Annotated in this window: 18 protein-coding genes and 3 tRNA genes; 17 read left to right on the top strand and 4 right to left on the bottom strand. The window is 49.1% G+C overall.

Annotated features, from left to right (window positions below):
• The first annotated feature begins 4 nt into the window (after positions 1–4).
• The 5 genes from csrA to A5320_RS02025 all read left to right on the top strand — a co-directional run bounded on the left by csrA (position 5) and on the right by A5320_RS02025 (position 3,252).
• Entirely contained in the window at positions 5–208 is a 204-nt protein-coding gene (csrA, locus tag A5320_RS02045) for a carbon storage regulator CsrA (protein ID WP_068060260.1), read from the top strand.
• A gap of 167 nt (positions 209–375) precedes the next feature.
• A tRNA-Ser gene (locus tag A5320_RS02040) sits at positions 376–465 on the top strand.
• 17 nt (positions 466–482) lie between these two features.
• Positions 483–559 (top strand) — tRNA-Arg (locus A5320_RS02035).
• A gap of 74 nt (positions 560–633) precedes the next feature.
• A tRNA-Arg gene (locus A5320_RS02030) sits at positions 634–710 on the top strand.
• Between the two features lie 547 nt (positions 711–1,257).
• Entirely contained in the window at positions 1,258–3,252 is a 1,995-nt protein-coding gene (locus A5320_RS02025) for a methyl-accepting chemotaxis protein (protein WP_197489952.1), read from the top strand.
• 54 nt (positions 3,253–3,306) lie between these two features.
• On the opposite strand, the gene A5320_RS02020 is transcribed toward A5320_RS02025, so the two are convergent.
• Positions 3,307–4,080, bottom strand: a complete 774-nt coding sequence (locus A5320_RS02020) for a substrate-binding periplasmic protein (RefSeq protein ID WP_068060254.1) — start codon at positions 4,078–4,080, stop codon at positions 3,307–3,309.
• A 392-nt stretch (positions 4,081–4,472) separates the two neighbouring features.
• Between A5320_RS02020 and A5320_RS02015 the strand changes: the two genes are divergently transcribed.
• The 3 genes from A5320_RS02015 to A5320_RS02005 are packed head-to-tail and all read left to right on the top strand — an operon-like array spanning position 4,473 to position 8,128.
• Complete coding sequence (locus A5320_RS02015; RefSeq protein WP_157605588.1) at positions 4,473–5,474, top strand: hypothetical protein; 1,002 nt, start codon at positions 4,473–4,475, stop codon at positions 5,472–5,474.
• Positions 5,468–6,007, top strand: coding sequence for a polysaccharide biosynthesis/export family protein (locus A5320_RS02010; protein ID WP_068060248.1), 540 nt, complete (start codon positions 5,468–5,470; stop codon positions 6,005–6,007). The genes A5320_RS02015 and A5320_RS02010 overlap by 7 nt, the downstream gene beginning before the upstream one ends.
• Positions 6,008–8,128: a GumC family protein gene (locus tag A5320_RS02005; RefSeq protein ID WP_068060245.1), complete on the top strand. Its 2,121-nt coding sequence runs from the start codon at positions 6,008–6,010 to the stop codon at positions 8,126–8,128.
• A gap of 72 nt (positions 8,129–8,200) precedes the next feature.
• Here A5320_RS02005 and A5320_RS02000 read toward each other — a convergent pair whose 3' ends face one another.
• Entirely contained in the window at positions 8,201–9,427 is a 1,227-nt protein-coding gene (locus A5320_RS02000; RefSeq protein WP_068060242.1) for an ROK family transcriptional regulator, read from the bottom strand.
• A 224-nt stretch (positions 9,428–9,651) separates the two neighbouring features.
• On the opposite strand from A5320_RS02000, the gene A5320_RS01995 reads away from it, so the two are divergent.
• From A5320_RS01995 to A5320_RS01970, 6 genes are all read left to right on the top strand, one after another.
• On the top strand, positions 9,652–10,734 hold the full coding sequence (locus A5320_RS01995) for a substrate-binding domain-containing protein (RefSeq protein ID WP_157605586.1): 1,083 nt from the start codon (positions 9,652–9,654) through the stop codon (positions 10,732–10,734).
• A 12-nt stretch (positions 10,735–10,746) separates the two neighbouring features.
• Entirely contained in the window at positions 10,747–11,748 is a 1,002-nt protein-coding gene (locus tag A5320_RS01990) for an ABC transporter permease (protein ID WP_068060239.1), read from the top strand.
• A complete protein-coding gene (locus A5320_RS01985; RefSeq protein ID WP_068060236.1) occupies positions 11,741–12,514 on the top strand; it encodes an ATP-binding cassette domain-containing protein in 774 nt (257 codons plus the stop codon). Before A5320_RS01990 ends, A5320_RS01985 begins: the two co-directional genes overlap by 8 nt.
• A gap of 30 nt (positions 12,515–12,544) precedes the next feature.
• Entirely contained in the window at positions 12,545–14,179 is a 1,635-nt protein-coding gene (locus A5320_RS01980; RefSeq protein WP_197489951.1) for a glycoside hydrolase family 3 protein, read from the top strand.
• 391 nt (positions 14,180–14,570) lie between these two features.
• Entirely contained in the window at positions 14,571–17,120 is a 2,550-nt protein-coding gene (locus A5320_RS01975; protein WP_068060234.1) for a TonB-dependent receptor, read from the top strand.
• A gap of 230 nt (positions 17,121–17,350) precedes the next feature.
• Positions 17,351–19,555, top strand: a complete 2,205-nt coding sequence (locus tag A5320_RS01970; RefSeq protein WP_068060231.1) for a carbohydrate-binding protein — start codon at positions 17,351–17,353, stop codon at positions 19,553–19,555.
• 124 nt (positions 19,556–19,679) lie between these two features.
• Here the strand turns inward: A5320_RS01970 and luxS are convergent, their stop codons facing one another.
• The gene (luxS, locus tag A5320_RS01965) at positions 19,680–20,186 is read right to left on the bottom strand and encodes an S-ribosylhomocysteine lyase (RefSeq protein ID WP_068060228.1); all 507 of its coding nucleotides are present in this window, start codon (positions 20,184–20,186) and stop codon (positions 19,680–19,682) included.
• A 311-nt stretch (positions 20,187–20,497) separates the two neighbouring features.
• Between luxS and dnaK the strand changes: the two genes are divergently transcribed.
• From dnaK to A5320_RS01950, 3 genes are all read left to right on the top strand, one after another.
• Positions 20,498–22,399, top strand: coding sequence for a molecular chaperone DnaK (dnaK, locus tag A5320_RS01960; protein WP_068060225.1), 1,902 nt, complete (start codon positions 20,498–20,500; stop codon positions 22,397–22,399).
• A gap of 126 nt (positions 22,400–22,525) precedes the next feature.
• Positions 22,526–23,665, top strand: coding sequence for a molecular chaperone DnaJ (dnaJ, locus tag A5320_RS01955; protein ID WP_068060222.1), 1,140 nt, complete (start codon positions 22,526–22,528; stop codon positions 23,663–23,665).
• Positions 23,666–23,765: 100 nt separating this feature from the next.
• Positions 23,766–24,587 carry a M48 family metallopeptidase gene (locus tag A5320_RS01950; protein ID WP_197489950.1) on the top strand — a complete coding sequence of 274 codons (822 nt, stop codon included), beginning with the start codon at positions 23,766–23,768 and terminating at the stop codon, positions 24,585–24,587.
• Between the two features lie 470 nt (positions 24,588–25,057).
• On the opposite strand, the gene A5320_RS01945 is transcribed toward A5320_RS01950, so the two are convergent.
• Positions 25,058–25,630, bottom strand: a complete 573-nt coding sequence (locus A5320_RS01945; protein WP_068060216.1) for a hypothetical protein — start codon at positions 25,628–25,630, stop codon at positions 25,058–25,060.
• Positions 25,631–25,688: the final 58 nt, after the last annotated feature.

Genomic DNA, 25,688 nt, shown 5'->3' with positions numbered 1-25,688 from the left:
GCGAATGCTTATATTAACCCGTCGGGTCGGTGAGACTTTAATGATCGGTGATGAAGTGACGGTCACAGTGTTAGGTGTCAAAGGAAATCAGGTACGCATCGGTGTGAATGCACCAAAAGAAGTCTCAGTGCACCGCGAAGAAATTTATATGCGAATTCAGGCAGAAAAAGGCACTCCCGGCAGCTACACCCCGGATGATGATCAATAAGACTGTTGCGCTAAATATTTGTTTTTGTTGTTTTGTTGTGTGATTTTTGCCCGGTTTCGTCATTAATTGCTCAGATTGCTTAAAAGGTCAGCAAACAAACTTTTAAGCAGGAAAAAATGTTTGACTTATTTTCCTGAGACATTAATATACGCACCGCAACGTAGCGCGGAGAGATGGCCGAGTGGCTGAAGGCGCACCCCTGCTAAGGGTGTATAGGGGAAACTCTATCGAGGGTTCGAATCCCTCTCCCTCCGCCAGTTGTTTTAGATTAGATGGACGCATAGCTCAGCTGGATAGAGTACTCGGCTACGAACCGAGCGGTCGGAGGTTCGAATCCTCCTGCGTCCACCATCTAAATCAACTAAAAAGCTACCTTGCTGGATGCAGTAAAAATAGTAGTAAAAGAAGTAAAAAATTAGTACAACGGACGCATAGCTCAGCTGGATAGAGTACTCGGCTACGAACCGAGCGGTCGGAGGTTCGAATCCTCCTGCGTCCACCATTAAACCTGCCTAGCGCAGGTTTTTTGTTTTCTACATCCCTGTAGAAAATCCCTGCGGGACCAGCTGAAGCTGAAAAAAAACGCTCCCGGCGTTTTTGTGTTTTCTTCATCCCTGTAGAAAATCCCTTCGGGACCAGCTGAAGCTGTAAAAAAACGCTCCCGGCGTTTTTGTGTTTGCTACATCCTGTAATTATCCAATCCCTTGTTTTGTTTCTGAATCTTTCAATCGATTTTGTTCTGTTAACTCCCAAACAGTCATCATCACGGCTCGTCACTGCACTTAACTGGCGCAAACGCTGCTACACAATATTCGTGGCAACTCTGATGTCATCCTGAGCCGGAAATGGTGATAGCTGCTAATACATTAAGTAGCTGCTTTTGGGTGCGGATATTGCGCTAAATTAGTGCGACATAAAGAAAAAATATAACAGGCTCTTGCTTCTTAGCCCTCTGGATTTCTGATGGTCGTTATGTTTTTATGGGGCGGCAACTTTTTGGGGGTCTCATGTTGTATAAAAAAATAACATCAATAAAAACTAAAATATTAATGACGGTAGGCGGTTCTACCGCAGTGTTGTTTATGTTGGCTGCTGTGCTGGTGGTCAGCCATTTGGCGACACAAACCCGGGCGCAGGTTGAAGCCGAAGTAAATAGTCTGATGCAAAAGGAAGCGGTGTCAGTTGAACAATTTTTTGCGGAGTACGCGCAGGTCGCCCGTACTTTTTTACACAGTCCACAATTTCAGCAATGGTTTGTCGGTTATCCGGGGCGCGGCACTGAATTAACCGGCTTGCCTGGCTATAACGAAATTAACCAAACCTTTAAAACCATTAGTAGCAGTGATGACACTATTTTATCGGCGTTTTTTGCATTGGATCGTTCCGCGGAGTATTTCCGGGAAGATTCCCGCACTGGTGTTGATACTGAAGGCCCGGATGCCGGCAAAGTCGATAAAGGCTATTTTGCCACTAAGCGTCCCTGGTATCTGGAATCGATGCAGCACAATAAGTTTTTTGTCGGTTCACCTTCGGCCGATTTCACCACCGGCATTGTATCAGCGGTCGTAGAAGGGCCTGTTTACTTGCCGGACGGGCGCTTGCTTGGTGTGGGCGGTTTAGATTTACATATCAATAAAGTTGGCGATAAAGTCGACACCATCCGCTATCAGGGCGAGGGCATCCCGTTTTTACTGGATGGCAAAGGCAATATCGTGCATTTCCCTGAACAACAAGGCCTTGAAGTAAAACCGAATGATGCCATTGCTGAATTTGATCAAAAAGCCAAAGACAGCCAGGGTTTTGCCACTTTAGCCAAAGCTGCACAAGCTGGAACCGCCGGTTTTTCGCAGCTGAAGTTTCAAGGGCAGGATTATTACGTGTCTTATCAGCCGGTGCAGCTGGAGTTTCCACAGATGGCATGGCTGGTGGGGGTGATGGTTCCGGCAAAGCTTATTGACGGGCCTATTCAGTCGGCCATTAACTGGGCTTTAATTGGAACCTTGCTGATCCTGTCGATTATCACGCTGACGATTTTGTTCAGTACCAGTCTGATCACCCGCCCGCTGATTAAACTAACCGACGCGATGCGGGATATCGCCAGTGGTGATGGTGATTTAACCCGCACCATTGCGATTGAGCAGCAAGACGAAGTTGGCGCGCTGGCGGGGCACTTTAATACCTTCGTCGGGAAATTACGCCATTCGTTGCAGTTAACCCGCGAGCAGGCGCATCAAGTGCAAAGTTCCAGTCAACATCTGAATCAAGTGGTTGGTTTAACCAATCAGGAAATTCAGCACGGTAAACTGCAAATTGATGCCGTATCGGCGGCTGTGACCGAAATGGCAGCAACTGTGCAGGAAATCAGTCATAACGCGCAATCGACCAGCGATGCTGCGGCGCACGCCCAGCAACAGGGTCAGGATGGCTTTAAACTGTCTGAGCTTGCTGTGCTCGATATGAACCAGCTTGATAGCCGGATGGTCGAAGCGGTGCAAGTGGTAATGGGGCTTGCTAAAGAGTCGGAAAGTATTGGCACTGTGGTCGATGTGATTAAAGGTATTGCCGAGCAAACCAACTTATTAGCACTGAATGCGGCAATTGAAGCGGCGCGCGCGGGAGAGCAGGGACGTGGTTTTGCGGTGGTTGCCGACGAAGTACGGTCGTTGGCCGGGCGTACCCGCGAAAGCACCGATGATATCCGGCGGATGGTTGAAAAGTTACAACAAATTGCCAAGCAGGCTGAAGAAGTGATGGAGCGCGGTCGCAGCCAGACCGAGATCAGCGCCGGTCGGGCACAGTCGATGCAACTCGCTTTGGCGGCGATCAGTAAAGCCATTGTGGTGGTACAGGAACAAAGCACGCAAATTGCAGTGGCAACTGAACAGCAAACCATCGTTGCTGAAGATATTAATCAAAGTTTACATTCAATTACGGCTTTGATTGATAACACTGCCAGCCATGCACTGGAATTAACGCAGGAAGCGAAGCAGTTGGATGGCTCTGCCAGTGAACTGAAACAGGTGGTGGCGCAGTTTAAAATCTAAGACTGCGGTTAAGATTGTGGTGACACCCACACCAAAACCAGATTGAGTCATCACTCAGTCTGGTTTTTTTATATACCAACCTAGTTTTTCGTCAATGTAGCCTTGGTGCCGTACTTTCTGCAGATACTGATTTAAGCCGGGCAAATAAGCCTGCCAGCGGGGATGAAAGGCGATAGTCAGGCCAACCATCCCAAAGCCGAGCGGTGATTGATAAAGTTTGGCATCCGACAGGTGGTGTGATGCTATCCATTTCGCCACATGTTCATTGAGATAGGCAAAGTCACAGCGGCCGTTTTGCAACATGCGTAGTTGTGCCAGTTCGCTTGACGAATCAATGCGTTGGGTAGCAGATTTTCGAAAATAGGGTTCCAGTGCTTCGTACACATAATACTGCCGGGTACAGACTTTTTTACCGGCCAGCCATTGCTCTGGTTGTTCTTTGGCATTAAAAGGTTGCAAAGCAAATAAAAAATCACGATGGGTAAGTACGGGTTCAGAAAACAGCAGTTGTTCTGGATCCACCGCCCATTCCCGTGCCAGCAGCATCGCATCGACATCGCCGCTATATAGCCGGTGCTCGGCACCACGTCGGTTATCGAGAATAAATTCAACCTCGATTTGTTCCTGGCTAAAAAAGTCCCTGACCAAATCCGGTACCAGCCCCACTACTTTTTGACTGTTGGCTTCCTGATACATATAAGGGGGGACTTGCGGGTAATACAGGACGAACTTTAGTTTTTCAGCAGCAACCGCCGGTAATGCCAGCATCGGCAATAGATACAGTAGCAGTGCCGGGCTTGTTGGCCGCCAACGGAACAAATGCTTCATCGCCGAACTCCTTGGTACCGAAAATCCCTGCTTTGATTATTCTCTACTTTGGTAACAACAACAAGGTAGAGTGGTGTTTTGTCCCGGATTTATCCAAATAACGCACAAATTCTGCCAACTATTGGTAGTAAAGTTGTTAAACACTTTAATTTTCCTGCGTTCTCCTTTACCATGGACGTAAGGGAAAAATAAAAGGCAAAATAGGGATATTTTATTTTTCAAGAGTGAAAATGATGTTCAGGCCGTATATATTTGCACTTTCAACGCTTTTTTTAGGGATAAGCAGCGCTTCAGCTGCCACTGATTGGACCAAAGCACAAAATGAATTCAGGACTGCAGTTGGTGTAAATCAAACTAACAATTTTTATAACACTGTGGATGCAACCGAATCGGTGCAGCACCTGCAACTAGGTCTGCAATATGATTGGCTTAGCCTGTATGAAGGCTTTGGCCTGTACTTGCCGGCAAAAATCACCAGTCGTCATTACCGCGAACAATCTGATTTGAACGATCAGGATTATCAGTTTGCACCTGAGTTAAAATTATTCCTGGCAGAAGCTGCCGATGTCACTTTGGAAAGCCGGTTTCAGCGGCAACAGTTGATCGCCGGTATTGGTAGCGCTGAATTTCTTGATCCGGCAATACAGCCTGCAGTCCGCAATGATCAAAAGCGTTTTGCCCTGGCTTTGCAGCTGGGTAGGCAGCCAGATCGGCAAAATCTGGCGTTGCGCCTCGGCACCGAACAAAATCGTCTGCGATCTCATGTCAATTCTGGATCTGTGCTGGATAACGGACTGATCAATCAGCTGGATTCAGATTTTCTGCAGCTGGATTATGGCCATCGGATCAGCGAAAACACCTCCATTTTAGCCAATGCAGAACTGCGCAAAGAACAACAATTGCAAATTGACACCGACTTACAGCAAATCGGTGCCGGTTTTATGCAGCAATGGGCTGGCTCACAAAAACTGCGGGTGCTGGGGGGTTATTTCCAGCGCGATAGTTTAGGGGTTAAAAATTCCGGCTCATACTGGCAAGTGGAAAATTTATGGCAGTTGTCGGATTACTGGCAACTGCTGCTAAGTAGCCACCGGCAATCGGTGTTGTCTTATGCCACCAATAGCATTACCCAGCTGGATACCACCTATCAGGCACAATTAAATTATCGGTTCAGCGATCCGCATCTGTTTACATTTACGCTAGGACGCCGCTCTTCGCGCCTTGATGCGCAAATATTGCAGCGCAAACGGCAGGAATTTACCTTTGGTTGGGACTGGCAATTAAATCAACAGTGGCAAAGTCAGCTGAGTCTGGCGTACTTCCGGCAACAAGATAGTGCCAATGCCGAACGCAACCGCAATGAAATATTCTGGCAATTGAGTTGGTTATGGTAAAACTGCTGCCGATGTTGTGGGTTATGTTTTGTTGGATGTGCAGTATTGCTGCGCAGGCTGACGCGACCCCGGCAACCCTGCAGAGTTATATGTTTGGCCCTGGTGACACCATCAAAATCAGTGTTTATCAGGAAGATGATTTATCGGTCACAGCCGAAATCAGTCAGCAAGGTTTTATCGATATGCCGCTGCTTGGCAGTGTTAAAATGACCGGGCTTACCCAACAAAGTGCCAAGGAGCATCTGGAGCAGTTGCTTAAGGATGGGTATCTGGTGGCGCCAAGCGTTTCAATTACCGTCGATAGTTACCGGCCGTTTTTTATTTACGGCGAAGTGCGAAGCCCCGGCAGTTACCCTTATCAGCCAGACATTACGCTGGAGCAGGCAATCGCGCTGTCCGGTGGTTTGCTGGACCGAGCTTCGCGCAGTCAGTGGCATATTCAGCGTGGGGCGGACAAAGCCACTTTTGTCGCGAAATCCGATACCATCATTCTGCCAGGTGATGTGATTAAAATAGATAAGAGTTTCTTCTAAATGGGAAACAGCGGCCAGAAACCCCTGCAACAAGGCAATGATGTCATTGAACTGACCGTCATTCTCGCCATTTTGTCGGCGCGCCGCTGGTTGATATTGCTGATCACCGCCAGCATTTTTACTGTGGTAACCTTAATGGTGGCGCAGCTGCCGTCAATGTATCGTGCTTCCACTACCTTGATGGTGAAAGGGGTGTTGGCGTCCAATCCATTACAGTCGCTAATACCTGGTGCCGGCAATGGTACAGACGAACTTGATACCCAAATCAAATTACTGACTTCAACCCAGTTTGCCAAAGATGTGGTGGCGCAATTGCCTGCAGATTTACAACTGGGTTTACCGGATGACCAGCGGCGTGACGATGCGCAGGCCCTGCTTGGTAGCCTGACGGTACAGGCAGTCCCCAAAACCACGTTGCTGCAAATCACCTTTACTCACCATAACCCTTATATTTCTTCGGAAGTGGTTAATCTAGTGGCCAATAGCTTTATGGCCTATCAGAGCAATCTGATGCAACAACATAGCCACCAGGCGAGTGATTGGATCACCCAACGGGTTGATGACGTTAAAGGTAAATTAGCGCTGTCGGAAAACAAATTGCAGCAATTCCGCCAGCTGCACAATATTATCGATATCAGCAGTGATGTTGAACTGGTCAAGCAAGAAATTGCCCAGCTGTTTCTGGAGCGGCGCGAGTTAACGCGGCAGTTGCAGGAATTGACTATTTTACTGGGTAAAACCAGTCTGTTGCAGCAGGATTTTGAGCAGCTCAGCAATATTCCGGAAGTAAGTTCAGTGCCGGTGATTGCCACTTTGCAGCAGCAATTGTCGATGCAACAAGCAGAATTTGCCCAGCTCAAGTTAAGTTATCTGCCAAAACATCCAAGGTATATTGCTGCGGCGAAAAAAATTGAAGTTAGTAAACAACAGCTAAAATCCGAGGTTAACAAACTGACGCACAACTACACAGTGCGGCAGGCGGATCTACGCCGGATGTTGCTGCAGGTTGAAGGCAAAGTCGCCAGTGCCACGGCCAGTTTGGAAAGCCTGGTCAATGTGGGACAGGATCATAAAAAGCTGGAAGCTGAAATTCAGGCCAATCTACATTTGTTGGGCACTTTGTCAGACAAAATGAAAGAAACTGAATTGATGAAGGATATCAATAAAACTTCCAGCATCATTGTTGTTGATCCGGCTACAGTGCCGATGTCGCCAATCGGCCCCAAACGACTCTTGTTGTCAGTTGCAGCTTTGATGATTGGTTTTATTGGCGCGGTATTTTTAGTGTTATGCCTGCATTTTTTCGCCGATGTCACTTCGAAATATCGCCATATTGCCGCCCGCTTTGGTTACAAGCTGATTGGCGTGGTGCCGCAGATTCGCGTTAAAGGCATCGACAAAGCTTTGCCGGTGATCCGCCAGTCCGGTAAACAATATACTTTGTATCAGGAATATATCCGATCAATCCGCACCAATATTCTGCTAGATAAGCATCTGAATACGCAGAAAATTTTAGCGCTAACCTCAATATCTCCGAATGAAGGCAAGTCCAGTATTTGTTTACAACTGGCAAAATCATTTTCGGAACTGGAGCGGGTGATTGTCATTGATGCCGACTTACGTTTTCCGGCTTTGGCTGAAGCACTCGGCGAAAATCCGCACCGGCCAGGGCTTACCAACTTACTAGCAAAAACTCATACCTTTGAGCAATGTGTGTTTTATTGCAAAGAACTGAACGCCGATGTGTTGTCATCCGGCATTCGACCAATGAACCCGCTGCTGTTTTTATCAATGCCAAGGTTTGATGCCATTCTGAAAGTACTGGCGAAAAAGTATGATCGGGTGATTATCGAATGTCCGCCGATTTTGTCGGTCAGTGATGCGATGGTGGTGGCCAAATGTGTCGGTAAATTAGAGCTGGTGGTCGATGTGAAGAAAACACCGCTGGTCGACTTTGCCGCCAAAATGGAACTGCTGGAGCAATCCGGGGTAAATATCGGCGGTATTATCCTGAACCGGGTTAAAAACGATACCTCAAACTACTACGCCACTTCTGCGACCCGCGCTAAACAGCCATCGGCGCTGCGCCAAATGCTGCATGACAATCTGAAACGCGCATAGCGATCAACGCGGTATTCTGTGCTTTGCAAGAGCCCATCGTGGATCGCGCTAAAAACTCCCCGCTCTCTGGTATTAATCTTCCTCGATGGTCGCTGCTGTCTGATCCGGATCACTGAAAATCAGCTGTTGCAGCGGCGTCAGCGCTGACACCGGCGGCAAGCCGATGGTATTGGTGGCATCCAGGCGGATAGCCGCGTGCAGCGGTAAAGTTCCCAACCCTTTGAGCGCAATCAGCTCGACATCCGGGGTTTTAATCAGCCGCGGCACTTCCCGTTTGCCAAACTGTGCCACTGATGGAATAAAAGGGCGTAACCTGCTGATTAGCTTATCTAAAAACCAGCTACTGACTTCACCGCCAATAATAATGGTCTGACAATTAAATATACTTTCCAGGGTATGAATGGCGATACGCATTGGCTCAGTGCTCAGGGCAAACCAGGGATCCAGTTTATCCCCAGCACTATCGGCATTGATGGTCAGTAACGATTGTGTTTGTAATTGCGGCTGCTTTTTGCGGATGAAATTTGTCAACGAGGCGACCGAGGCATAATCATTTAACCGGCCGAGTTCGGTGGTTTTTTCATCCAGATCCGGCGTTACAAAAATTTCGCCTAAAGCGCCAGTCAGGCCATTGTGACCAAGTAATAATTTGCGGTCATACACCAGCGCTGCATCAAGCTGCTGCCCCAGATGGATATAACAAAAACTGTCGAGTAATTTCGCTTCGCCGTGCAGCAGATGAAAAGCGGCACAAGCGGCTGCAGTATGTTCGATAGCGACCGGCAGCTGCAGTAAACCAATCAGCTGTTGTTGCAGCAGCTGATTTTGTTGTTGGCGTTGCTCCACAGCAACATCACCGAATTGCACTAACGTCAGGCCAGCGCCCAGCAGCTGATTACGGTTGATTTGGTGCTGTGCTAACAGCGTCGTCGCCAGCTGTTGTACTGTTTCGGCTTGCTCAGAATTTGCTGGCTGCCGGATATTGCCAAGTACAGTGCCGTCCAGCTGACATAACGCCACTTCGACCTGATGCGGGAACACCCGGATCGCCAGGCTAAAACACAGTTGTGTATTCAGCATCAGCATGGTTGATGGTTTGCCGACTTTTTCTTTTTTGATACCGGTTTCAATCACTAACTGAGTCGCCAGCAATTCATCAATCAGATTGGTGATGGTTTGTTTGGTCAAATGGGTAGCGCGGGCAATATCAGCGCGCGACACCGGTCCATGCGTCACCACCTGCGATAATACCAGACGCAAATTCACCGATTTATTCTGTTTAGAGTTCGAACCTTTCATCCGCTTTTTTTTGTCCTGCTCACGCTATCGCTGCATTGTACTTTGTTGAATTGTTTGTTGAGTTATTTCCGGCGCTTGATCTGCAGTAGCGCCATAAAATCAGTCGGTCAGCATATCAATAGTTGCTGATATTCATAGCTAAATTTTATTAAGTAAAATTGATTGACATATTATAGCTGGTCGTAATATAACCAATATATCAATATCAACCAAGCAGGTGTAGCGTGATTTTCAGCAAGTATTTAGCGGGTGTTTTGCTATTTGGCGGCATTTTCAGTCCGGTTGCGTTGGTGCGGGCAGATTTAGCTGCTGACTTACAGCAAGCCGCAACTGCCAATCAGATCCAAATCACCACCGCGGAACAGCAACAAATCAAACAGCAACAACTGACCGCCGCTTTGGTCTGGCACGGTTCCAGCCCCTGGATCAGCGCCGTGACGGCTGGCGCTACTGCTGAATTTGCGGCGATGGGGGTGAAAGTGGTGGCGGTGACCGATGCGCAGTTTGATCCAGCCAAACAAGCATCCGATATCGAAAATATCAGCATGCTGAAACCGGATTTTATGTTGTCGCTGGTGGTGGATGCCGCTAGTGCTAAAGGTAGTTTGCAAAAAGCCGTTGCTGGTGGCGCCAAACTGGTGCTGCTCAGCAATCCAATCCCGGGCTTTGTGCTGAATCAGCACTACGCCGGTATTGTTACCGACGATATGTTTGGCATGGGCCGGGAAGCTGCCAAAGTTCTGGCCAGTCATTTTTCAGCTCGGGATGCTGACAAAACAAAACCGGCCCGCATCGCCACCATTTTCCACGATGCCAGTTATTTTATTACCAACAACCGTGATCAGGCCTTTCGCGAGGAACTGGCGAAACATCCGCAGCTGCAACTCGTAGCGGAAAAAGGATTTGTCCGGGAGCAGGAAACGGCCGATGTCGCGGCAGCGCTGATTTTGCAGCAGCCGCAACTGGATGCGATTTATGTGTCGTGGGATGCGGCGGCGGAAGGGGTGATTGAAGCGCTGCGCGCAGCCGGGCGAGCTGATATTAAAGTGATTACCCATGATTTAGGCGTCAACAATCTGCTCGATTTAGCCCGCAGCGGCAATATGCTGGCGACCATTGCCGACCAGCCGTACCTGATTGGCCAGACGATGGCGCGACAGGCGGCACTGAGTGAGCTCGGCCGCAAATTGCCCGCTTTTACGCTGGTGCCCTTTACCACAGTTCGGCAAGACAACGTTGCCAGCAGCTGGCAGCAATCATTTCGCAGCCCGGTACCGCCGTTGCTGCAAGCAGTACTTCAACCTTAACGGAGTTTTCCAATGACGGAATTATTTGCTCAGCTGCGCCCGCAACAGCTCAGACATCAGATCAAGCAGCTACCGCTGCGACAATTCTTGCTACGACGTGATGCCTACATTTATTACATTTTCCTGCTGGTGTTGGCGCTATTCGCCGTTGTGTTACACGACACCGCTTTTTTTTCGTTTGATAACTTTATGAATATTGTCCGTCAGACCACGCCGGTGACGGTGATGGCGATTGCCCTTAGTTTTGCGCTGGCGGTGGGGCATATCGATTTATCAATAGGCGCAGTGGTGGCACTCAGTGCACTGGTCGCGGCGCTGATTCTGCCGGAAGGTGGCATTGCGCTGGCGACTGTTGCGGCACTTGGAGTCGGTTTGCTGGTCGGTTTTATTAACGGCGTGCTGACCGAGAAACTGCAAGTGTCGTCGTTATTGATCACGCTTGGCACCATGAGTGTACTGGCCGGGATTGCCCGGCAACTGACCGGTATGGAGTCAGTGCCGATTATTAATCAGGATTTTAGTTTCTGGTTTGGCGCCGGTGATGCGGCTGGGGTACCGGTGTTGTTGCTGTGGACCGTACTTATCACCGCGCTTGGGTATATCTTACTGAATAAATTACGGTTTGGCCGGCATTTGCTGGCAGTGGGTGGCAACCCGCAGGCGGCGCGGGCGATGGGGATTTCACTTGGCAGTATGCGGGTGAAAGCATTGATGATTTCAGCGGTCGGCGCGGCGCTGGCTGGTTTGTTGTATGCCGGCCGGTTGCAAGGCGCTCGTTATACCCTGGGTGAAGCCGATTTGTTGACGGTGATAGCTGCAGTGGCGATTGGTGGCACCAGTTTATTTGGCGGCCGGGTTTGTATCATAGGTGCCGTACTGGGTTCCTGGTTGATGGGGATGATTAATAACGGGCTGATTTTAAGTGGGTTTTCCACCAACGAGCAGATGATAGCCCGCGGCGTGATTTTAATAGTTGCAGTGGCGATAGGCGTGAGGGAGGCCCGTAATGGTTAGAACACAGTTAGGCCAGCAGGCGCTGGAAATTACCAATCTAAGCAAATCTTTTGGCGCGGTACAGGCGTTAAAAAGTGTCAGTTTTAGTGTGCAAAAAGGTGAAGTGGTGGCGTTACTGGGTGACAACGGCGCTGGTAAATCAACGCTGGTGCGGTGTATCGCCGGTATTCATCAGCCGGATGGCGGTGAAATTAAAGTCAACGCCAAAGTGGTCAATATCAGTAGTCCGCAGCAGGCGCGCGACGCTGGCATTGAAACAGTATTTCAGGATCTGGCGATGGTCGGCGAATTTGATATCAGTGAAAACCTGTTTTTAAACCGGGAAATTCTCAGTAAAAACCCGTTGTTGCGTGCGCTGGGCTGGCTGGATAAAACCGCCATGCAAAAACAGGCACGCAAGTCGCTGAATCGGCTGAATAGCCGGATGCCGGATTTCCTGAATAAAGTGCAAAACCTGTCGGGTGGTCAACGGCAGGCAGTGGCCATTGCCCGTGCGGTGAACTGGGGCGCTGATGTGGTGATTATGGATGAACCAACCGCTGCGCTTGGCGTGGAGCAAAGCGCGCAGGTCAATGCGCTGATTAAACTGATTAGTTCACAAGGCGTAGCGGTGCTGCTGATTAGTCACAATATGCAGCATGTGCTGGAAACTTGTGACCGGGCAGTGGTGTTGTATCAGGGGCATTCAGTGGCTGATGTAGCGCTGACTGATGTCAGCAAAGAGCATCTGGTGGCGTTGATCACCGGCGCGGCTGTCGCGGCTTAAGTATTTATTTCAGGAAGAGACTTGACGCAAATGACGCAAATTATCCAAATGCAACACCGGATCAGTCAGCTGGTTGCCAGTTTACCGCTGGAACAAAAAGTCGGGCAGCTGTTTATGCTGGCGTTTGCCGGTCAGGATTTAGCTTATGCCAAAACGCTGGTGGCTGACTTTCACATTGGCGGTTTTTATCTGACCGATGACAATGCGCCTAATCCGACAGCGGCGCGACTGCTTGCCAGTGAGTTGCAACATACGGCGGCACTGCGGGCTTGTGACGCGCCGCTGATTTTAGGTGTCGATCAGGAAGGCGCCTGGGGGGTATTGACGCAGCATACCGATTTGGGACCTGGTAATCTGGCGCTCGGCGTCACTGATGATTTAGCTTTAACGGCTCAGATGTATCAGGTGTATGCCCAGCAGATGTTACCGCTTGGCTACAACACCATTCTGGCGCCCTGTGCCGATGTAAACAGTAATCCGGACAATCCGATTATTGGCCAACGTTCGTTTGGTGCAAGTCCTGAGCTGGTCAGCCGCCATGTGGCAACGGCAGTGCAGGCGTTAGCGCAAGCAGGTAGCTTAAGTTGCGCCAAACATTTTCCCGGCCATGGTGATACCGCAACCGATAGTCACAGCGGTTTACCACGGGTTGAATTGGACAAAAAGGCGTTACTGGCAAGCCATCTGCAGCCCTTTGTGGCGGCGATAGCGGCCGGGGTACCGCTGATCATGACTAGCCATATTCTTTATCCGGCGCTGGACGGCGAGTATCCCGCCACTTTATCGCCGGCAATTCTGACCGATTTACTGCGCAACGAGCTGGGTTTTGACGGGGTGATCCTGACCGACAGTATGAATATGGGCGCGATGCGGCAGTTTTATACACCGGTGGCGGCGGCGGTACAGGCTCTGAACGCTGGTGCCGATATGATTATGCTCAGTGAAGAGCACTATGAGAACGAACGCACCGACTATAAAAAACTGCAGGCGCAAACCATTGTCGGGGTGATTGAAGCGGTGCGACAGGGTGAGTTGGCCGAAGCGCTGATTAATCAGGCGCTGCAACGGGTGCTTAGTCTGCGTTATCAGCTTTCCTCGCAGCTGCCGGAAACAATAGCTACCAAGCCATTACCAGCAACGCAGGTCGCCACGCAAGCCGCCCAATCAGCGCTGAAGTTACTACGCAACAGCGCCGGGGTTTTTCCGCTGCAGCAAAAACAAAAATCACTGCTATTGGCTTTTGTAGCGGATCCGGCAGGCTATGACAAAATCTGCAACAGCCGTGGTATCGGTCCGAACGATCCAATTCCTGCAAGTAGTGTGCTGCGCACTGAACTGGAGCGAAGCCCATTAGCCGTTGAGTTTTGGTCTTACCCAACTCTACAACAGCAGCTAGTGAACGGGGCGCCCTTGCCGGAAGGAAAGTTGCTGGTGCTGGTCACCGAAGACTATCCGCTGCCAGGCGACCAGCTAGACCTTGGGGCGCAGCAACAAAAAGTGCGACAGGCGGTCGGGTTGTGGCGAGAGCAGGTGATGGTACTGGCACTACGTTCTGACGCTGAACTTGCGGCTTACCCAGAACTCGCCACCTATCTTTGCAGTTATTCCAGTCGCCGTTGTAGTGCCATTGCCGCCGCAAAAGCGCTGATCGACGGACATCTTTAAATTATTCATTAAGTTAAAGTAATTTTATTAAGAATTAATCGTTTATAAAAATAGCGAATTTAATTAGTCAATATGATTGACAAATAATTAGTAAAGCAAATAGACTAAATTTTATACAAATAGAATCTAAAACCCAAAATCATTGACGTTGCAGGTAGGCGACAAACGAGCGAGTTTGAAGTGTCGGTACGACCCTGAGCATAGTTGCCTATGTGACTGGGTCGGACTGGCGCCCCAGCGAGCGAGTGAAGGCAACAACCCTGCAACTTCAAGGATGAAGGGAACACAAGCACTACCATCACTCGCAGCCAAGGGCCAGCAAATTCAAATGAACAGCAGCTTTGTCTCAGCGTGACCGGTACAGCAACAATAAGAAACGGGGAAGCAAGTTATGAAGTCAGTACAAAGTTGTTATTTAAGTTTATGCATTGGATTGGCTCTGGGCAGTCCGGTTGCGGTTGCCGCAGTTGCACAAGCTGCAGAGCAAGTTGCCGCCAGCAATCAAGATGTCGCAGCAACCAACAAAATCGAACGCATTGCCGTCACAGCTACTAAACGCAAAACCTATTTAATGGAAACACCGGTGGCGGTCACTGCTTTTAGTCAGGAAGCACTGACCCGCGGCGGCGTGAAAGAACTACGTGAACTCACCACCGCAATTCCAAATACCCAGTTTGTGGTGTCAGGCACTGATTCCGGTATTCAGGCATCTATTCGCGGCGTTCGCTCTGGCAACAATACCGAAACCGGCGATCCGGCAGTCGGTGTGCACATTGACGGTATTTACTCGCCACGGCCACAAGGTGCGTTAGCACTATTATATGACGTGTCGCAGGTTGAAGTATTACGTGGCCCGCAAGGTACTTTGTTCGGCCGTAACTCGACCGGTGGTTCGATTAACGTCATTCCAAACAAACCTGACACCAGTAATAGCTATAGCAGTGTGGTATTGGGGTATGGCAACTACAACCACAAGCAATTACGCGGCTTAACCAATATTGCCGTCAATGAACGCTTTGCGCTGCGTTTTGCCTTGATGGCAGATCGCCGCGACGGTTATATCGAGCAGGATATGGATACCCGCGACATCAACCGACCGGATATTAAAGATCCATTTACCGGTAAACCAATGGTTGCCGATGGCATTGCTGATACTGATCAACGCGAAAACCGCCGCGTCAGCAAAAAAGATTATTACACCAACTCCAACAAGCAGGCTATTCGCGGCCTGGCGCGTTGGGTACCGACTGACACGCTAACCTGGGATCTAACGTTAGAACATTTCGCCGATAAAAGCGCGGGCGAGCTGTTTTTCAAAGATTGTGATCAGGCCAAAGGCACCGTTGATCAATGTAACAAACCGCAGTTTTACGCCAATATCAACGTCCCTGGCGATATGGATATGACCATCGACAGCCTGCGCTCACATCTGAACTGGATGTTCACTGACGAATGGGCGGCCGATTACCGGTTTAGTGTGGCGCAACAAGAACGTTACCAGTTGTTTGACGAAGATGCCGGTTTTGCCGCCGCACCGTCGCGTGCCAAATTAGACAGCTTCAGCCATCCGCTGTTATTTGACCGTTACGCCCGCACCAATGCTGCATTTGATTCCACCATTCACGAATTGCAATTTACCTACACTGCCGCCGATCTGAAGTTTGTCAGTGGGGTGTTTTCAATGCGCGAGAAAAACAAAATCAAGTTTGATGTGGAGCTGGTACACGGCCTGCGTCATTCGGCTTTAGGTTACCACCCGGCAGCATTTTCTTACCCACAGGATGACCGGCGCGCCAATGCCGATGCAGTGTTTGGCCAGTTCGACTACAGCCTGACCGAACAGCTGCAGCTGACCCTGGGCTATCGTCAGACCAAAGATAAAAAAATCGACAACGGTGGTGTAGGTTACGAGTTGGTGTTCAGCGACAAATACTACAACGGTAAATACGATCCAAAAATTCACGGCAGCATTCAGTCGAACAACTTAACCAAAGACATGGGCACTTATCCACCGCTTGGTCAGGTGCTGACGGCAGGGCGTCGTACTTATCACACTGAAGATTGGGAAAAAGGCACCTGGAAAGTGGGTGCCGATTACCGCCTGCCATCTGGCGATATGTTGTATGGCTTTGTCGCAACGGGCTTTAAAGCCGGTGGTTTTTTCGAAGATTTTGACATCTGTGATTGCGGCCAGTATTCCAACCTGCCGTACGGTCCGGAGGAAGTCACCAACTTTGAAACCGGCTACAAAGGCGCGTTATTGGATGGCCGGATGAACCTCGCAGCGGCGTTGTTCTACAGCGAATACACCGATATGCAGGTTACCAACAACCAGAAAGTCGGTACTCGGCCAGACGGCAGCGAAAAAACCCACAACGTCACCACCAACATTGGTGAAGCCACGCTCAAAGGTCTCGAGCTGGAATTGGATTACATTCCGTGGACCGGCGGCCGGGTTTCTGGTTACGTCGCCTGGTTAAATGCGCGGGTCGACAATATTCCGTTTGAAGACGCTTATTACTGTTCAGAGCGGCTGGAATACGGCCAAACACCTTGCGCCGGTGTGGTTGATATCAGTGGTAACAGCCTGCCTTATTCACCGGATTGGTCCAGCACTTTAAATGTGCGTCACACTTTTGAACTGGCCTCTGGTTTTGCGCTGGAGCCACAACTGAGTGCGCACTGGCAAAGCAAAATGTATACCTCGTTGAATAACTACGACGGTGCCCATTTATCTGATGCGCAGCCGTCGTACTGGAAAGTTGATGCATCGGTGAAATTAATGCCGGCCAGCGGCGATTGGTATGTGGAAGCTTATGGCTCGAACCTGACCGACGAAGTGGTGCGTAACGCCAACTACTTCCAGTTCCGCGACGGTTTTATCCGATCGACCTTTAACCCGCCAAGAATGTTTGGCGTGCGGGTTGGTGTCGATTTTTAACAAGCTCAATTTCATCCGGGCCACACCGCTACGCCGGGCTGCACAAGTGCGATAGTGCAAAAGTGCAGTTCACGGCGTACGGCCTGCGATATCCAGCCGTTGGCTGAACCTGGCTCGGGTTCAGCGTTGTGTTCGGGTTGGCTCATGGTTAACGAAAAAGCGACCTGCAAAGTTGCTTCACTAGTTAACTGAACATTTGACTAACCGTCGAAAAACACAGGGGACGACCGATGCACAACAAAAAATTACCAGTGCTTTCAAAAGCCTGCTTACTGATAATGCTTGGATTAAGCAACACAGCCGCAGCAACCCAAGGCACCTTTCAAAATTTTCTTGATACCATGCGTGCTTTTGAATCGGGTATTGATCCGGCTAAAGCTGATTTCTACCGGCAAAAATTGGATTTACCGGTGTATAACTACGCCCGTGTTACCGCGCCTGGCAAAATTGTGCGGGATCCGGTTACTGGCTCGATGATCCCGGAGCCAACCACCATCCGCGAGTTCTTCACCAAGCTTGGGGTGAATCATCTTTATGCCGAATATCCGCAGGATGAAGCGGCGATGTTCCGCACCATGCAATATAACTCACTAAATGCCTGGGGTTTTATTGGCTACCAGTTAGGCGAGGCGGTGCTAATTTCGGCCGGTTATTACAGTCCGCGTCAAGTGCAGCTGGCGAACGAAAAACTCGATAGTTTTTATATTTTTATGCCGGACAGCACCTGGGCCAATGGCGTGAAACAAGCACGTTCAGAAATTCCGGGATCCGGCGGCAATTATATACTGGCGACCGACACCAACTTATGGCTTGGTGAATTTGTTGGTAAAAACGGCGTCAGCAGCCTGAACGATTTACGGCTGCCGGACAAACAAGAAATGGTGATCCGCGATGTCATGCGGTTTAACTATGGCGTGATGACCGAGTTACTGACCAAAGCCAATATGACCTGGGCGCAAGCGCTGGCCAAATCCTGGCCGGGCAAAGACGAACAAGGCAATAACATCACCATTCAGGCCACCATGTCGGGTTTGTTGGCGGCGGCACATTTACGCGGCGCCTGGGGCACAGCCGATCTGTTGACAAACAACAACATTACTTGTGACGAACTTGGCACCTGTATCACCACATATATCCACAAATTCGGCGGTTATCCGACCATTTTTGACACGCCAGCCAATGATCTGATCAGCGGTAGTCCATACAACGAAACCTTAACTGCCGGTTGGGGTAACGATGTGGTGGAAACCGGTGGCGGTAAAGATGTGATCCAGCTGAATCAATCCGCCGGCGGCAATACGCTGGTGAAAAGTTTTACTGTCGGCGATGACCGTATTTTGTTGCGCGGCTGGACCGGTACTAACCCACTGGCGAATCTGACGATCACCCAAGGTGCCAATGGCGCAACGCTCAATTTTGCCAGCCAGAGTCTGGTGCTGGAAAATGTTAGTGCGGCAACAGTACTGGCCAATCCGGCGTCGGTGATTACTGCGGGCAACATTTATCCGTTGGCCTGGAGTGGCAAAAGTACCGTCAACAATTTTAATCCGCTGGCGGATCAGATCCGCGGTACTGCCGGTATCGACTTTAAACATTTAAAAGCCTTTCAGGATGGCGGCAGCCTGTTTGTTGGCACGCAAGCGGCGGACGGTGGTATTTATTCCTGGATTGAACTGAAAAACGTCAATCGCAGTCAGCTCAATCCGGAGATGTTTGTTGATATTACCGGCAGTTATCAACGGCTTGGTTTTACCGTGATGCTGAGTTATCAGAATTGGGGTTGGGGTCAGGCCAAAGTGGTGGATTATTTTAAAGCCGCTGATACCGTGATTAATTTAAGTGCTTTTCCCTACACTTTTTCGCAGCTGAAGTTGTCGCAGGATGGCAGCACCACGGTGTTGAGTCTGCACGGCGCTGGCGCACAAGGGGACACCAAAACCCTCCGCTTGCTGAATACGCCCGTCAGCAGTCTCACCGCCGCCAATTTCTTTGGCTTAAAAGGGGGCAGTTTCAGCGACGTGACGATTGATGATCCGGCCAATGCCATTTACCACAGCGTAACGGTTAGCGTCAGTGGCAGCGGCGGTACGGTCAGCCCATCGGGTGTACAGCAAGTGCGTGACAATACCAACTTAGCGCTGGTGATCACGCCAAACAGCGGCTTTACCATCAAATCAATTCTGGTCAACGGTGTAGCGCAACCGATTAACGCGAATTTCAGCCTGGTACAGGTGAAAGCTGATGCCACTGTGGTAGTGAGTTTTGAGCAAGGCACTTCAAACGGTTGCACCTTACCGGTGTGGGAAGCAACAAAAGTGTATGTCGGCGGTAATAAAGTGCAGCATCAGGGCTTTGAGTATACCGCGAAGTGGTGGACCCAAAACGAAACGCCGGGTATTGCCGGAGTCTGGACCAAAGGATCAGCTTGTTTATAAAGACAGGCTTTTGGATAAAAAATTGTTTGTAAGGTAAAGAGTGCGATGTTGCAGCGTGCCGACTAAGCGATGAGCCGGTACGCTGCTTTTTTTATACCCCGAATTTTCAAGGATGAAGGGTATATCAGCCCTTTAAAAACTCAGGCGCCAACGTCAGCTCATCGTTTTTGTTCACGCCAACACCACGGTCGATGACATTTTTAGCAATTTGCTTGGCTTCATCCAGAGAATGCATTTCATAAGTACCACACTGGTACACATTCAGTTCCGGGATTTCAGATTGCAGCTGTACTTTTAATACATCGGCCATCGCCGCTTGCCAGCTATCAGCAACCCGTTGCTCGTCCGGCGTGCCAATCAGGCTCATATAAAAACCGGTACGACAGCCCATTGGTGAAATATCAATAATTTCTACGCCATTGCCATTTAAATGATCACGCATAAAACCGGCGAATAAATGTTCCAGCGTGTGAATGCCTTTTTCCGACAGGATTTCCTGGTTCGGCACACAAAAACGTAAATCAAACACCGTGATGGCGTCGCCCTTTGGTGTGGTCATGTTTTTAGCAACCCGCACGGCAGGCGCTTTCATAATGGTGTGATCAACGGTAAAGCTATCAAGTAATGGCATGAGCTGAATTCCTGCTTGAGGTAATAATGAAAAACCAGATAAAAGGGATTATACCGAAACAGCCTGAAGAAGCGAATTGTAGCTGTAGATAAAAGCCCCAAAGGTGAATTGGTTTTGTTGAAACTGGCATCCATGCATTAGTGCTCATAACTGGCATTTGGTGACAAAAACTGCGGTCAAAGGCCAAAAAAGTCACTTTAACTGCAAAAAACAAAAAAATTTGTTGGAATAACCTTGAATCGATCAGGGATTAGCCCCATTAACCGGTCAACACAATTTTAATTGTTCAGAATCAAAAGCGGAGTACAGTTATGGGTAGAATTATTGGTATTGACTTAGGTACAACAAACAGCTGTGTGGCCATTTTAGACGGCGACCAACCTCGCGTTATCGAGAACGCTGAAGGTACCCGTACCACGCCTTCTATCATCGCTTATGCTGAAGATGGCGAAGTATTAGTGGGCCAGCCGGCAAAACGCCAGGCAGTGACCAACCCAAAAAATACCTTATTTGCAATCAAACGTTTAATCGGCCGTCGTTTTGAAGACGCTGAAGTGCAACGTGACATCAAAATCATGCCTTATCAAATCGTCAAAGCTGACAATGGTGATGCCTGGGTTGAAGTCAAAGGCAAAAAATTAGCAGCGCCGCAGATTTCTGCTGAAGTGCTGAAAAAAATGAAGAAAACTGCTGAAGATTATCTGGGCGAGCCAGTGACTGAAGCTGTTATCACCGTACCAGCCTATTTTAACGATGCACAGCGTCAGGCCACCAAAGACGCCGGTCGGATTGCAGGTTTAGAAGTTCGTCGTATTATCAACGAACCTACTGCTGCTGCCCTTGCTTATGGCATGGACAAGAAAAAAGGCGACACCAAAGTTGCAGTTTATGACTTAGGTGGTGGTACTTTTGATATCTCTATCATCGAAATTGACGATGTTGATGGCGAGCAAACGTTTGAAGTGTTGTCGACTAACGGTGACACCCACTTAGGTGGTGAAGACTTTGACTCACGTGTTATCAACTACTTAGTAGACGAGTTCAAAAAAGAGCAGGGCATTGACCTGCGTCACGACCCACTGGCGATGCAACGTTTAAAAGAAGCCGGTGAGAAAGCGAAAATTGAACTGTCTTCAGCGTCACAAACCGAAGTGAACCTGCCGTACATCACTGCAGATGCCACAGGTCCAAAACACTTAAATATCAAAGTGACCCGCGCTAAGCTGGAATCTTTGGTGGAAGATTTAATTCAACGTACCATTGAGCCGTTAAAACAAGCGCTGAAAGATGCTGATCTGTCAGTAAGCGACATTAACGACATCATCCTGGTCGGCGGTCAAACGCGGATGCCTAAAGTACAGGAAGCTGTAACTGCTTTCTTCGGCAAAGAGCCACGTAAAGACGTCAACCCGGACGAAGCTGTAGCTGTAGGCGCGGCGATCCAGGGCGCAGTACTGTCAGGCGATGTGACCGACGTATTACTGTTAGACGTGACACCATTGTCTTTAGGTATCGAGACCATGGGTAGCGTGATGACGGCGCTGATTGAGAAAAACACCACCATCCCAACCAAGAAGTCACAGACTTTCTCAACTGCGGATGACAACCAGGCTGCCGTGACCATTCACGTGCTGCAAGGTGAGCGTAAACAAGCGGCTGCCAACAAATCGCTGGGTCAGTTTAACTTAGAAGGTATCCGTCCGGGTCGTCGTGGCGAGCCACAAATCGAAGTGACTTTCGACTTAGACGCCGACGGTATTCTGCATGTGTCTGCTAAAGATAAAGACACTGGCAAAGAGCAAAAAATCACTATCAAAGCCTCTTCAGGTCTGACCGATGAAGAAGTGGAACGCATGGTACGTGATGCTGAGTTGAACGCTGAAGAAGACAAAAAGTTTGAAGAGATGGTGCAAACCCGCAATCAGGCTGATGCGCTGGTTCACGCCACCCGCAAACAAGTCGAAGAAGCTGGCACTAACTTAGCGACCAACGACAAACAAGAAATTGAAGCGGCGATCAGCGCTTTAGAAACTGCGATCAAAGGCAGTGACAAAGCAGAAATCGAAGCAAAAACTCAAACTCTGATGCAGGCAGCGCAAAAACTGCAAGCGGCAGCACAGCCAGGCCAGGCCCAACCTGGTTCAGCTGATAATGCCAAAAACGCCGGTGACGACGTGGTTGACGCAGAGTTTGAAGAAGTAAAAGACAAATAACATTTGTCTGGCGAAGACCGCTGCTTTAAGCTGCGGTTTTACGCGAATTGGTTAGGAGTTGATCCTGACAGAGCGACCGCCCCGGCGGTCGCTTCTCTATCCGCTCACCCAACATGAAGCAGCATTATGTCAAAGCGTGATTATTATGAAGTGCTCGGTGTCGCCAAAGGCGCCGATGACAAGGAAATTAAAAAGGCCTATAAACGCCTCGCGATGAAGTATCACCCGGATCGTACTCAGGGTGATAAAGCATTGGAAGAAAAGTTTAAAGAATTACAAGAAGCCTACGAAGTGCTGTCTGATGATCAGAAAAAAGCCGCTTACGATCAATACGGCCATGCCGGTGTGGATCCAAACCGCGGTGCTGGTGGTTTTGGTGGTGGCAACGGCGATTTTGGTGACATCTTCGGCGACGTGTTCGGCGATATTTTCGGTGGTGGTCGCCGTGGTGGTGGTCAATCGCGCGCACAGCGTGGATCAGATTTACGCTACAACCTGGAAATGAATTTAGAAGACGCCGTCCGCGGTAAATCAGTCGACATCAAGATCCCAACCTGGGTTGGCTGTGACGTCTGTGACGGTTCCGGCGCGAAAAAAGGCACGCAAGCTAAGTCTTGCCCAACCTGTCATGGCGCTGGCCAGGTCACAATGCGTCAGGGCTTTTTCGCCGTACAACAAACCTGTCCGACCTGTAGCGGTCGTGGCAAGATTATTCCGGACCCATGTACCAAGTGTCATGGCGAAGGCCGCGTCGAAAAAACCAAAACCCTGGCCGTTAAAATTCCGGCCGGTGTGGATACCGGTGATCGTATTCGCTTAACCGGCGAAGGCGAAGCGGGCATGCATGGCGCGCCAGCAGGCGATTTATATGTGCAAGTGCATGTTAAAGATCACCCGATTTTTGTCCGTGACGGTAATAACCTGTCTTGTGATGTGCCGATTAGCTTCAGTATTGCCGCTTTGGGTGGCGAAATTGATGTGCCAACATTGGATGGCCGGGTCAAACTGAAGATCCCAGCCGAAACCCAAACCGAAAAAATGTTCCGGTTACGGGGTAAAGGCGTGCAGTCGGTACGTGGCGGCGGGGTTGGTGATTTGGTGTGTAAAGTCGTTGTCGAAACGCCAGTCAACTTGTCTGATAAACAAAAAGACTTGTTACGTCAGCTGGATGAAAGCTGGGGCGGTGACAGCGAAGCCAAACACCGGCCAAAATCGAAAGGCTTTTTTGATGGTGTGAAAAAGTTCTTTGATGATTTAACCGGTTAATCCCGATGAATACCGCCAGCATATGCTGGCGGTGTTGTTTTTAGCGCTATAAACTGGGTAACAGTCGTTCTATCTGCACGAACAGAAAAAAGGGATCCTGATGTTCAAATCTTCCAATACTTTAATGACGAAACTAGCGTTGGCCGTGACCACCATGCTGATGTTGGGCTCTTGTGCTGAATCGCCAACCGGCCGACCGCAACTGATGTTATTTGATAACACTCAGGTCAATAAAATGGGCATTCAGACCTTTGAAGAGCTGAAAACCAAAACGCCAATCAGTAAAGATAAAAAAACCAATCAATATGTGCAGTGTGTGGCGCAAGCCGTATTAAAAGTTACACCACAAAAGTACCAGACCAATCCATGGGAAATTGTTGTTTTCGAAAGTGATCAGGTGAACGCCTTTGCGCTGCCGGGTGGCAAAATTGGCGTCTACACCGGTTTGTTGCTGGTGGCAGAAAATCAACATCAGTTAGCCGCAGTTATCGGCCATGAAATCGCCCACGTCATGGCTGGCCATTCCAACGAGCGCTTGTCCAGCAATCAGGCCATTCAGACCACTTTAGGCGTCGCCGATGTGGCACTTAGCGCCATGAATACCCAATACAAAGCCGAGCTTTCCAGCGCCTTTGGCTTAGGCGCGCAGGTTGGTTTAGTGCTGCCATTTAGCCGTGTCCATGAAACCGAAGCTGATGTCATTGGTTTAGACTTGATGGCCAAAGCCGGTTTTGAACCAGAGCAATCGGTGAAATTGTGGCAAAACATGGCCAAACAAGGCAGCGGCGGCACGCCACAAATTTTATCCAGCCACCCGGTGCCAGAGAACCGGATTAAGAAATTGCAGAAAGATATGCCTTCTGCATTAGCAGCTTATCAAGCCCGGCAGGCGCAGGGGGCATTACCCCGTTGTAATAAGTAACGTTTCTGGCAACGTTTAGCCGTTTTTTGCTTTGGCGTATTCTGTGGATCAGACTTCCGACCGTAGGGCGTACTCACCCAAAGGGTAGTACGCCGGCTTTTGTTATTTGGCAGCAAATGGCTGTTTTTAAAAGCGTTTCGCCGATGGCGAGTTTCTTTCTTTTGCTTCGCCAAAAGAAAGAAACCAAAGAAAAGGCGACCCCGGATCGCTCGAAAGCCCGCAATAAAATCAGCAGTTTGAGGCACCGACAAAACTCGCGGTTCGCTACCGTCGAGCCGCTCAGACACTTGTCGGTTTAAAACCTCAAACAGCAGATTTTAAAGCGGCTCGCTTTACGGGGACATAAACGGCTGGAGAGTAACTTTGGGTCAAGAGCGGACATACCGTTTAATTTTGAGCTGACCCTTAATTCACAGTGCTAGTCGGCACGTCTGACTTTAACCTTTGGAAGGTTTGGAGTTGGATCGTGATTAGTACGATTTCTGATCTAAAGTTCTTAACTGCTCAAGCCTTGGTTTTAAAAGTGCTTTGCCGAAAAATTTAAATGGATGGTAGTTGCGATCATTGCATAAAGCTGTCGTTGTTTTGTCAGCCTTTTGCTCGATATAAAGTACTGCACCAATGGCTGAGCTCATGGTGTTTTCTGCTTTAACAGGTTTTGTTTCTAGCAATAGGTTAGATACTTCAGGCAATACACATTCACCAGCTTCTTCGACATGATTACCATGCTCAGAGTGATAAGTCTGAACACAATAATCGTCGTTTGTGGTTTCCAGCAAAAAAGCGACATAGTCGATGTGAGGGTTTATTTCGATGTACAGTCGGAAAGGCTGAGCTTGTGTATTTTCTTTTAACTCTTCTAACAGTAGTTTGTATGTTTCTGATTTATATAAAAAATTGAAACTTGATTTTACTTTCCAGTGACGTTCTGCATTTGCAGCAAAGTGAACATCGCACAATTTATCATATTGTGACAAATCCAAGCTAAATACAGGAAAAGATAGGTAAATCGAAAGTGCCAATAACTGAGATTTTAAAGCCATATTTTCATTCCTTGAGCTTTGGTTTGATCCGTTGGTTCAACTTACCAAACACTGAACT

Source organism: Rheinheimera sp. SA_1 (assembly GCF_001669775.1).
Lineage (GTDB): Bacteria > Pseudomonadota > Gammaproteobacteria > Enterobacterales > Alteromonadaceae > Pararheinheimera.
This window is presented reverse-complemented; position numbering and strand designations above follow the sequence as displayed.